Consider the following 10,433-nt stretch of genomic DNA (forward strand, 5'->3'; position numbering starts at 1 on the left):
GGAGAGGGCCCCTTCCGTACGCCGCTACGGGGTCGCCGCGGTGGCGCCGTCCTTCGTGCCCGGGGACGGGGCCACCGGCCCCGAGGGCTCCGGCTCGGGTTCCCGCCGGGTCTCCTTCTCCGGTTCCCGCGAGGGCTCCGGCGAGGCCTCCGTCCCGGGTTCCGGCGAGGGTTCCTGCGAGGGCTCAGGCTCGTCGGAGGGCTCCGGGGCCGGCGGCTGCATCTGCGCCGGGCCGCCCGCCGCCGGATCACCCAGGGCGTCCAGGGCCTCCTGCGCGAGCGGAGCGGCCAGCGGCGAGAAGGCCGGGTTCGTGCGGAGGGCCTCCTCCAGATGACCGCGGGCCGGGCCGTCCTGGCCGAGGGAACTCTCGATCACCCCCAGGTGGTAGGTGTACGAGGCGTTCCGTACGCCGGTACCCACCGCCTGGTCCGCGTACTGCATGCCCTCCTCGCTCCGGCCCGCCCGGTGCAGCGACCAGGCCAGGGTGTCCGCGACCGCCGAGCTGCGGCGCTGCGCCTCCCACTCGGTGCGCATCAGCTCCACCGCCGCCTCCGGGTCACCGTGGTCGGCCTCGAAGCGGGCCTCGGTCAGCGACTCGTCGACCCCGGCCGTTCTCGCCCGGGACAGGAGGTCGCGGAGCTTCTCGTACTGGGTGCGGGCGTCGCTGTCCAGGTCCAGCGACTCGAACAGCTCGCCCAGTTCGAGCACGTACTCGGGGCGGGGCAGCTTCGTCGTCACGGTCCGGTAGTCCGCCAGCGCCTCGTCCGTGCGGCCCAGGGCCACCAGGGAGCGGGCCCGGCCCGCGAGGGAGACGAGGTGGCTCCGGTCGGTGCGCAGGGCCGCCTCGTACTGCGCGAGGGCCACCGACGGTTCCCCGCGCTCCGCGGCGAGGTCGCCGAGACGGTGCAGGGCCGCCGCCTTCTCGGCCGGGGTGGTGGCCCGGTCCGCCGCCTCCTGGGCAGTGGCCAGGGCGTCCTCGCGCCAGCCCTGGTTGCGGTACATCTCGGATGTCCTGGCCAGGGCCGAGACGCCCTTGCGCAGGACGCCGTACTTCTCCGTCGCCTTCGCGGCCGCCCCGTAATCGCCGAGGCCGTTGTACGCGTCGATCAGCACCGCGTACGCCGTCCAGTTCTTCGGCTGCCGCGTGCGGACCGTCTCGCCCCACTTCTTCGCGGCGAGGAAGTCGTTCCGGGCGTTGGCCAGCGCCCCGAGACCCACCCATGCCTCCGCGTTCCCACGCTCACCCGGCTGTGCGGCCAGCGAACGCTGGAGGGCCTGCTCGGCCCGTGTGTAGTACGCCGCGTCCGCGGACCGCCGCCCCCACTCCACGTACGCCGTGCCGAGGACCGCCCAGGACGGGGCGTCCGCGGGGTGCGTCTCCACCCACTTCTGCCGGTCGCCGATGAGGGCCGTCAGGTCGGACAGGGACGCGGGGGAGCCCACCGCCGCCGCGGCCTCGGCCCGTGCCACGGGCCCCGGCGCGGGTGGCGCGGCCACCTCACCGTCCGGTACGGCGATCACCGCACCGGCCACGAGCACGGCTCCGGCCATCGCCCCGAACGCCGCCCTGCGCAGCGTCGTGCGCATCGGCGCGGGAGGCGGTGGGACGGACGTCGCACCCTGGGGCGGCAGGGTGGAGGAGGGCGGCTCCGGGTTCTGCTGCGGCTTGGCATCCATGACCATCACTCTGCGTCAGTACGAAGATCACATCGCGCTCTGCGAAGGCCGACGCAGACGGGTTCACACCATTGGCCCCGGGTGTCAGGCTTGGATCATGGACGCTCTTCTCGAACAACTGCGCGCGGGTCTTCCGGCCGAGGCACTGATCACGGACCCGGACATCACCGCCTCGTACGCCCACGACATGGCGAGCTTCTGCGACGCCGGAGCCCCCGCCGTCGTAGTGCTCCCGCGCACGGTCGAGGAGGTCCAGCACGTCATGCGGACCGCCACCGCCCTGCGGATCCCGGTCGTGCCCCAGGGCGCGAGGACCGGCCTGTCCGGCGCGGCCAACGCCTCCGACGGCTGCATCGTGCTCTCCCTGGTGAAGATGGACCGGATCCTGGAGATCAGCCCGGTCGACCGGATCGCGGTCGTCGAGCCGGGCGTCGTCAACGCCACGCTCTCCCGCGCCGTCAACGAGCACGGGCTGTACTACCCGCCGGACCCGTCGAGCTGGGAGATGTGCACGATCGGCGGCAACATCGGCACCGCGTCCGGCGGACTGTGCTGCGTGAAGTACGGCGTCACCGCCGAATACGTCCTGGGCCTGGAGGTCGTCCTGGCCGACGGGCGGCTCCTGAACACCGGGCGGCGCACCGCGAAAGGCGTCGCCGGATACGACCTCACCCGGCTCTTCGTCGGTTCGGAAGGCAGCCTCGGCATCGTTGTCAAGGCCATCCTCGCGCTGCGGCCCATGCCGCCGCAGCAGCTCGTGCTCGCCGCCGAATTCCCCTCCGCGGCAGCGGCCTGCGACGCGGTGTGCCGGATCATGGAGCGGGGGCACACCCCGTCACTCCTCGAACTGATGGACCGTACGACCGTGCGTGCCGTCAACGCGATGGCCTCCATGGGCCTCCCGGAAACCACCGAGGCGCTCCTGCTCTGCGCCTTCGACACGCCCGACCCGGCGGCCGACCTCGCCGCCGTCGGGGAACTGTGCGTCGCGTCCGGGGCCACCGAGGTTGTGCCCGCCGACGACGCCGCGGAGTCCGAACTCCTGCTGCAGGCACGCCGGCTGTCCCTCCCCGCCCTGGAGACCGTCAAGTCCGCCACGATGATCGACGACGTGTGCGTGCCGCGCTCCCAGCTGGGCGCGATGATCGAAGGGACCGCTGCCGTGGCCGAGAAGTTCGGGCTGACCATCGGTGTCTGCGCCCACGCGGGCGACGGCAACACCCACCCCGTCGTCTGCTTCGACCACACGGATCCCGACGAGTCCCGCAGGGCGCGGGAATCCTTCGACGAGATCATGGCGCTGGGCCTCGAACTGGGAGGCACCATCACCGGCGAACACGGGGTCGGCGTACTGAAGAAGGAATGGCTCGCCCGCGAACTGGGCGAGGTGGGCGTCGAGTTGCAGCGGGGCATCAAGGCCGCCTTCGACCCGCTCGGACTGCTCAACCCCGGCAAGCTGTTCTGACGGCCCCCCACCACCGCTCAGGCCTCGCCGTCCTGCGCCTCGTCCTGCGACCAGGGATCGCTCAGCCACAGGTCGTCGGCCGGCAGCGGGGTGAGCAGTTCGGCGAGGGCCCCGTCCAGTCCCAGCAGCGCGCTCTCGGTCCCCGGGGGCACCACCCGCAGGGTGCGCTCCACCCAGGCGGCCACGGCGGCCGACGGCACCTCCAGGAGGGCGTTGCCGTCCGGTGAGGTGAGGGCGACACAGATGACGCCCTGGTCCGCGACCTTGGTCGGCCAGATCCGCACGTCTCCGTGCCCGCACGGCCGGAACACCCCCTCCACCAGCAGCTCACGGGCGAACGTCCAGTGCACGGGCGACTCGGAGCCGATGTGGAAGGTGATGTGCACGGCGTACGGGTCGTCGGTGAAGTAGGAAAGCCGGGCGGGCACGGGGACGGACCGCTCGGGCGACAGGACCAGATTCACTTCCAGTTCGCGTTCCACGGCGTTCTGCATGAGGGTGCACGACCTTCCGATGCTCGTAGGGGCCGGTCCTGTGACCGGTCCGCACAAGGAGAGAGCGCCCTCCCGGACGTCTATGACGCGACTTCCCAGAAAACTTCCCCGGACCCTGAAAGTGGTCCAAACGGCAGGACAGGCCCGGGGGTGCTCGGCGGTCTGATAGATGTGGACCCTTGTATTGAGGCCACGAAGAGATACGGGACCACGGTGATGAGCGCCCCAACCCCGGCACCCGGTGACGAAAGCCCCCGCGAGGGGTACTACCCCGACCCGTCCATTCCCGGATACGTCCGGTACTGGAACGGCGCTTCGTGGGTCCCCGGCACCAGCCGGCCCGCACCCCAGCAGGCCGGGACGACTCCCGCGACGCCGCCCGCCCCGGCGGCCGACGAGGCACCGGGAAGGCACGCCCCGGTGGACGAGACGGGGCCGATGTACCTCGACGAGGTCGACGGGGCGGTCGCGACCGGCGGGGACGGCGGGGCAGGCGCCGGTGAGGTCGACGTGGCCCCCGGCCGGCCCAGGCCGGCGTCCGCCTGGCAGGCCGACACCTCCCGGCAGACCGGCTTCGGCGGTGATCGCGACAACCGCGTCTCGTGGGGCGGCCCGGACCCACGCACACCCGAGGCCCGCACGCCCGAGCCCGGGACGCCGCCCGCCGCTGCCGCCCCGTCGGACGGCGCGCCCGCCGACCCCCGACGGCCCGGCACCCAGGACCCGACACGCGGTGCCCTGCCCGGCATGCGGGACGGCAACGACGAGGTGACCGACGGCACCGTCACCATCCGCGCCGACCGCCCCGGCAGCGGCGCCCGCCCGCCGACCGACGGCACGGTCACGATCCGCGCGGTGGGCCCCGCCGCCGGCCGCCCCCCGCGTCCGCGCGAGGAGGGGCCCGCGAACGCCGACGGCACGATGACGATCCGCGCGGTGCCGCCCGGCGGCACCCCGCGGCCCGCCGCCCCCGCGCCGTCGCCCACCCCGCCGCAGGCACAGGCGCCAGGGCTGAACACGCCTCTGACACCGGGCCCCGGCGGCGGATCCGCATCCTGGCCGCAGCAGGTCCACCAGCTCGCCCAGCCCGAGCAGACGGCCCGCCCGCAGCAGCCCCGACCCCAGCAGCAGAGCCCGATGCCCGCGCAGCAGCAGGGCGTCAGGCCCGAGCAGCAGCAGCCCGTCGTGCCCTGGAAGCCCCCGGTGGACGACCCCTTCCAGCAGCTCGCCCGGTCCCAGGCCTCCGCCAGGCCCGCCGGGCTCGGCAAGCGGCTGGCCGCCCGGCTCCTCGACACGGTCGTTCTCGGCGCGTCGGCCGGTGCGATCGGCTTCCCGCTGGTCACCCGGGCGATGGACCACATCGACCAGAAGATCGACGCGGCGAAGCTGTCCGGGGAGACGGTCACCGTCTGGCTCCTGGACTCCACCACGGCCGCCCTGTTCGGCGGTGTGCTCGCAGCGTTCCTGGTCCTCGGCTTCCTCCTGGAGGCCGTGCCCACCGCCAAGTGGGGTCGCACGCTGGGCAAGAAGCTGTGCGGTCTCGAGGTGCGGGACATCGAGTCCCACGACGCGCCGAGCCTCGGCGCCGCGCTGCGCCGCTGGCTGGTGTACGGGGTACTGGGCCTGGCCGTCGTCGGAGTGTTCAACGTGCTCTGGTGCCTGATCGACCGCCCGTGGCGCCAGTGCTGGCACGACAAGGCGGCCCGCACCTTCGTCGCGGGGGCATAGCGGCCCCGTACGCCCGTGTGCTGACGCCCCGTCCCCCGAAGAGACCCCAGCCGTTGCGGGCCTTCGCGGGCCGGGGTGCACTGCCCCCATGAGTAACGAACCACCGCCTCCGCCGCCCGACGACGACCCCTTCTCGAAGAGGCCGCCGCAGGGGCCTCCACCCCCGCCGAGCGGTTCGCCCTACGACAGCGGTCCGCCTCCGCCCCCGCCGCCGCGCGACCCGTACGGCGGCGGTGGTCCCCACGGTGGTGCTGATCCGCTGGCCGGAATGCCGCCGCTCGCCGAACCGGGCAAGCGGATCCTGGCGCGGTTGATCGATTTCCTCATCATCTCGATCCCGCTGTACCTGATCTCGCTGCCCTTCGGCGGGGCGGTCGACGTCTCGGACGACGGCGGCAACGACGACTTCGGCAACGCGGTGGGCAACGCCTATAACGGCCATCAGCTGGTCTGGTCGCTGATCGGCCTGGTGGTCTACGTCGCCTACGACACGTACTTCACCCACAAGGACGGGCGGACGCTGGGCAAGCGGCTGCTGAAGATGCGCGTCGCGATGCTCAACGACGGCTCGGTCCCCGATACGAGCTCCTCGCTGATGCGGGCCGTCGTGCTCTGGCTCCCGGCGCTGCTGTGCTGCCCGTGCCTGTGGTGGCTCATCAACATCGTGCTGATGTTCACGGACAAGCCCTACCGGCAGGGTCTGCAGGACAAGGCGGGCAAGACCGTGGTCGTCAGCGTCCAGTGAGCGGCGGGCGTTCAGCGGTGCAGCGAGTGCTCGCCGACGCGCTCCCGCTGAGCGGTGGCGATCTCGATGTCCTCGATCGTGCGGTGCGTGCGGGCGGCGGTGGACGTCGCCGTCGCCTTCCGGACGGCCTTCGTGCGGGCCGGCAGAGCCATGGCCACCAGCAGGCCGAGCGCCAGCGCCGCGGTGCAGACCGCCGCGACACCGATGCCCGATTCCGTGCGGAACAGCAGCAGCATGGCGAGGGCGGAGAAGACGACGGTGGCCGAACCGTAGGAGAACTGTGCGGCAGTCGGACGCGGCATGGCGGTATCCGTCCTCGGGGTGTCGGATAGGGAAGTCTCTCAACACGTTCGCACTGTCAATCGACTCTACGACGGTGGATGCCCGTGAGGAACCGGTAGTAAGCGTGACCTAACCCACGGTACCGGTGCACGGGGGGCGCACTGAGTCACGCTCTTGCCGACTGGAGCCTTCGGCGCGCCGGTTGACGGCCCGACCAGCCCCGGGATGCACGTCCGGATACCGGAAGAGGACTCCCGCATAGTGCACTTGGTATGTGCAAGTCAAGATCTGTCTTTTCTCTCATAACTCCGATCGAATGTCGTCACTTGTGACGCGTTGAACGCGCGCGGCCCCGTATCCACCCCCTGGCCGCGGACGCGAACGCCGGGGAGGACTGCATCAAGTGACCACTCAGAGACGGGCGCTACGCGCCACCGCCGTAGCCGTTTGCCTGGCCGCCACCGCCGCGACGGCATCCGCTTTCGCCACGGCGCAGGCGGACGACAGGACGCCGGAATCCGGCGCCTCCGTCGTCGACCGGCGCGACCCCGCGCCGGTCAAGGCGCACGAGCACGACCTGGAAGGCCCCTTCAGCAAGGAACAGGACGCCCAGCGCCAGGCCGCGCTGGAGCAGGTCCTGTCCGGCGACAAGAAGGTGACCGCCAAGGACGGCTCCAAGGTCGTCAAGCTCGGCAAGAGCAAGTACGTCGAGCTCGGGCGCGAGAAGACCGACAAGATCTTCACCATCCTCGTGGAGTTCGGCGACCAGGTCGACGACACCACGATGTTCGACCCCGACGGCGACGGACCGAAGCCGCCGGTCAAGAAGTACGGCGGCACGCCCGGTCCGCTGCACAACGAGATAGCCGAGCCCGACCCGGCGAAGGACAACAGCACCGCCTGGCAGGCCGATTACAACCAGGCCCACTTCCAGGACCTCTACTTCGGTCAGGGCAAGGGCAAGGAATCGCTCAAGACGTACTACGAGAAGACGTCCTCCGGGCGCTACTCGGTCGACGGCGAGGTCTCCGACTGGGTCAAGGTCCCTTACAACGAGGCCCGTTACGGCTCGAACTACTGCGGTTCGACCAACTGCGCCAACGTCTGGGACACCGTCCGTGACGGCGTCAACGCCTGGGTCGCCGACCAGAAGGCGAAGGGCCGCACGCAGGCCGAGATCAAGGCCGACCTGGCGCAGTACGACCAGTGGGACCGTTACGACTTCGACGGCGACGGCGACTTCAACGAGTCCGACGGCTACATCGACCACTTCCAGCTGGTCCACGCCGGCGAGGACGAGTCCGCGGGTGGCGGCGCCGAGGGCACCAACGCCATCTGGGCGCACCGCTGGTACGCCTACGGCACCAACGCGGGTGCGACGGGCCCCGAGGGCAACAAGGCCGGTGGCGCCGAGATCGGCGACACGGGCATCTGGGTCGGCGACTACACCGCGCAGCCCGAGAACGGCGGCCTGGGTGTCTTCGCCCACGAGTACGGCCACGACCTCGGTCTCCCGGACCTGTACGACACCTCCGGCGGCGGCGAGAACTCGGTCGGCTTCTGGTCCCTGATGTCGGCGGGCTCCTGGCTCGGCACCGGCGACGGCCAGATAGGCAACCTCCCCGGCGACATGACCGCCTGGGACAAGCTCCAGCTCGGCTGGCTCGACTACGACACGGCCAAGGCCGCCACGAAGTCGACGCACAAGCTGGGTGTCGCGGAGTACAACACGAAGGACAAGCAGGCGCTCGTCGTCGAGCTGCCCGAGAAGGAAGTCACCACCACGGTCACGAAGCCCGCGGAAGGCTCCAAGCAGTGGTGGAGCGACATGGGCGACGACCTGTCGAACACCCTGACCCGCCCGGTCGACCTGACCGGCAAGTCCTCCGCCTCGCTGGACCTGTCCGGCTGGTACGACATCGAGGCCGACTACGACTACCTCTACACCGAGGTCTCGGAGAACGGCGGCACCAGCTGGACCGCGCTCGACGGCACGGCCGACGGCAAGGCCATCCCGCGTGACGCCAGCGACAAGCCGGCCCTGACGGACGTCTCCGGCGCGTACAAGAAGCTCTCGTACCCGCTGAACGCCTACGCCGGCAAGAAGATCGACCTGCGCTTCCGCTACCAGACGGACGGCGGAGCGGGCGGCAAGGGCTTCGCGGCCGACGCCATCACGGTCACCGCCGACGGCGCCGCGCTCTTCGCGGACGACGCCGAGGGCGACGACAACGGCTGGACCGCCAAGGGCTTCTCGCGGATCGGCGAGTCGTTCACCAACGACTACCCGCAGTACTACATCGCCGAGAACCGCCAGTACGTCTCGTACGACAAGACCCTCGAGGTCGGCCCGTACAACTTCGGCTTCTCCTCCACCCGTCCGGACTGGGTCGAGCACTACGCCTACCAGAACGGCCTGATGGTGTGGCTCTGGGACACCTCCCAGAAGGACAACAACACCTCGCAGCACGGGGGCCAGGGCCTCATCCTGCCGGTGGACTCCCACGCCAAGCCGCTGAAGTGGACGGACGGCACGCTCCTGCGCAACAAGATCCAGCCCTTCGACGCGCCGTTCAGCTGGTACCCGAACAAGGGCTTCACGCTGCACAACGCGGACGTGGCGCTGAAGATCAAGCCGTCGCTGGGCGTCCCGGTCTTCGACGACCGCAAGGGCACCTACTGGTACGAGGAAAACCCGACAGGGAGTGTCAAGGTTTCTGACACCAACACCCGGATCTCCATCGTGAACGAGCCGCTCAGCGGCTCGACGATCACGGTGAAGGTCGGCCCCTCGGGCAAGTAGCCGGAAAAGTCGCAGGTCAAAGCATGATCGGCCGTCGCCCTCTAGCGGGCGGCGGCCGATCGTGTTTAGGTGCGTCCTACCGAATCCTTATTGACACGAAGTCTTACGGGGGAGCGCGAAGCATGGCAGGCGGAGGTTTCTGCAGGTTGCCCAACGGCACTGTGGTGGTGGCACTGACCCTGAACGGTCCGGCCGGTGGTCACGGCCCCGGAGAGCAGGTGCGGGTGCTGGTGCACGCCGCGAACCGGGCGCGCGCCCTGACCAGGCTGCGCAATCTCGGGATGCGTGCCGTCTACCTCAGGGGCAATGCCCAGCCGCCGACCCCGGACGAGATCACGGCGGTGCTGCACCACCCGGACGGGCTGCTCTGGCGCACGGCGCCCCAGACCGGCCAGGAGCTCTGGCACCCGATACGGGCGCTGCTGGGATCCTCCGGATACGCCGGGCCGGCCCGCCCGGCGGCCTGAGCGCGCCGGCAAGGGGTCAGACGACGGGCTTGCCCGACAGCTCCACACCGGCGGTCCGCAGCTCCTCCAGGGCCCGCTCCGTGGTCCCCTCGGCGACTCCGGCGGTCAGGTCCAGCAGCACGTGCGTGGTGAAGCCCTCGCGGGCTGCGTCCAGGGCCGTGGCCCGCACGCAGTGGTCCGTGGCGATGCCGACGACGTCGACAGCGGTGACGGACCGGTCCCGCAGCCACTGGGCGAGCCCGGTGCCGTTCTCGTCGACGCCCTCGAAGCCGCTGTACGCCGCGGCGTACGCGCCCTTGTCGAAGACGGTGTCGATCGCGCCGGAGGCGACGGCAGGGGCGAAATTGGGGTGGAAGCCCACGCCCTCCGTGCCGGCGACGCAGTGCGGCGGCCAGGAGTGCTCGAAGTCGGGCGCCGAGGAGAAGTGGTCGCCGGGGTCGATGTGGTGGTCCCGGGTGGCCACGACGTGTCTGTAGCCGGGCTGGGCCTCGCCGATCAGGTCGGTGATGGCGGCGGCGACATCGGCGCCGCCCGCCACCGCGAGGCTGCCGCCCTCGCAGAAGTCGTTCTGAACGTCAACGACGATCAAGGCGCGATGCATGGCGGTTGTCCTTCGGTGGGGGGTCGGCGGGTTCTGCGGACCGGTGCGGTGGGGATGCCACCGAGCCTAGAGACTCGACGCACCCTGCGGGAGGGGGCACACACGTCGGCTCTCCTTCCCCACGACACGCCTGATCCGGCAGGACCGGTTCCGAGGGGCCCGGCCCGGGCC

General features: G+C 71.0%; 9 protein-coding genes. 5 read left to right on the top strand and 4 right to left on the bottom strand.

The window, feature by feature from the left end; translation table 11 throughout:
• Positions 1 to 24 precede the first annotated feature (24 nt).
• On the bottom strand, positions 25 to 1,677 hold the full coding sequence (locus ACFWFI_RS35890; RefSeq protein ID WP_387398714.1) for a tetratricopeptide repeat protein: 1,653 nt from the start codon (positions 1,675 to 1,677) through the stop codon (positions 25 to 27).
• A 97-nt stretch (positions 1,678 to 1,774) separates the two neighbouring features.
• On the opposite strand from ACFWFI_RS35890, the gene ACFWFI_RS35895 reads away from it, so the two are divergent.
• Positions 1,775 to 3,142 carry an FAD-binding oxidoreductase gene (locus tag ACFWFI_RS35895; RefSeq protein WP_387398717.1) on the top strand — a complete coding sequence of 456 codons (1,368 nt, stop codon included), beginning with the start codon at positions 1,775 to 1,777 and terminating at the stop codon, positions 3,140 to 3,142.
• Between the two features lie 17 nt (positions 3,143 to 3,159).
• Here ACFWFI_RS35895 and ACFWFI_RS35900 read toward each other — a convergent pair whose 3' ends face one another.
• Complete coding sequence (locus ACFWFI_RS35900; protein WP_387398720.1) at positions 3,160 to 3,636, bottom strand: SsgA family sporulation/cell division regulator; 477 nt, start codon at positions 3,634 to 3,636, stop codon at positions 3,160 to 3,162.
• 216 nt (positions 3,637 to 3,852) lie between these two features.
• Between ACFWFI_RS35900 and ACFWFI_RS35905 the strand changes: the two genes are divergently transcribed.
• Together ACFWFI_RS35905 and ACFWFI_RS35910 are read left to right on the top strand one after the other, a co-directional pair.
• Positions 3,853 to 5,364, top strand: coding sequence for an RDD family protein (locus ACFWFI_RS35905; protein WP_387398722.1), 1,512 nt, complete (start codon positions 3,853 to 3,855; stop codon positions 5,362 to 5,364).
• Between the two features lie 88 nt (positions 5,365 to 5,452).
• Positions 5,453 to 6,109 carry an RDD family protein gene (locus ACFWFI_RS35910; protein WP_387398724.1) on the top strand — a complete coding sequence of 219 codons (657 nt, stop codon included), beginning with the start codon at positions 5,453 to 5,455 and terminating at the stop codon, positions 6,107 to 6,109.
• An 11-nt stretch (positions 6,110 to 6,120) separates the two neighbouring features.
• Here ACFWFI_RS35910 and ACFWFI_RS35915 read toward each other — a convergent pair whose 3' ends face one another.
• A complete protein-coding gene (locus ACFWFI_RS35915; RefSeq protein WP_387398726.1) occupies positions 6,121 to 6,411 on the bottom strand; it encodes a hypothetical protein in 291 nt (96 codons plus the stop codon).
• A 383-nt stretch (positions 6,412 to 6,794) separates the two neighbouring features.
• On the opposite strand from ACFWFI_RS35915, the gene ACFWFI_RS35920 reads away from it, so the two are divergent.
• Positions 6,795 to 9,194: an immune inhibitor A domain-containing protein gene (locus tag ACFWFI_RS35920; RefSeq protein WP_387398728.1), complete on the top strand. Its 2,400-nt coding sequence runs from the start codon at positions 6,795 to 6,797 to the stop codon at positions 9,192 to 9,194.
• A gap of 122 nt (positions 9,195 to 9,316) precedes the next feature.
• Positions 9,317 to 9,661, top strand: coding sequence for a hypothetical protein (locus ACFWFI_RS35925; protein WP_387398730.1), 345 nt, complete (start codon positions 9,317 to 9,319; stop codon positions 9,659 to 9,661).
• Positions 9,662 to 9,677: 16 nt separating this feature from the next.
• Here ACFWFI_RS35925 and ACFWFI_RS35930 read toward each other — a convergent pair whose 3' ends face one another.
• On the bottom strand, positions 9,678 to 10,262 hold the full coding sequence (locus ACFWFI_RS35930) for an isochorismatase family protein (RefSeq protein WP_387398732.1): 585 nt from the start codon (positions 10,260 to 10,262) through the stop codon (positions 9,678 to 9,680).
• Positions 10,263 to 10,433: the final 171 nt, after the last annotated feature.

The organism is Streptomyces sp. NPDC060209 (assembly GCF_042728155.1).
Classification (GTDB): domain Bacteria; phylum Actinomycetota; class Actinomycetes; order Streptomycetales; family Streptomycetaceae; genus Streptomyces.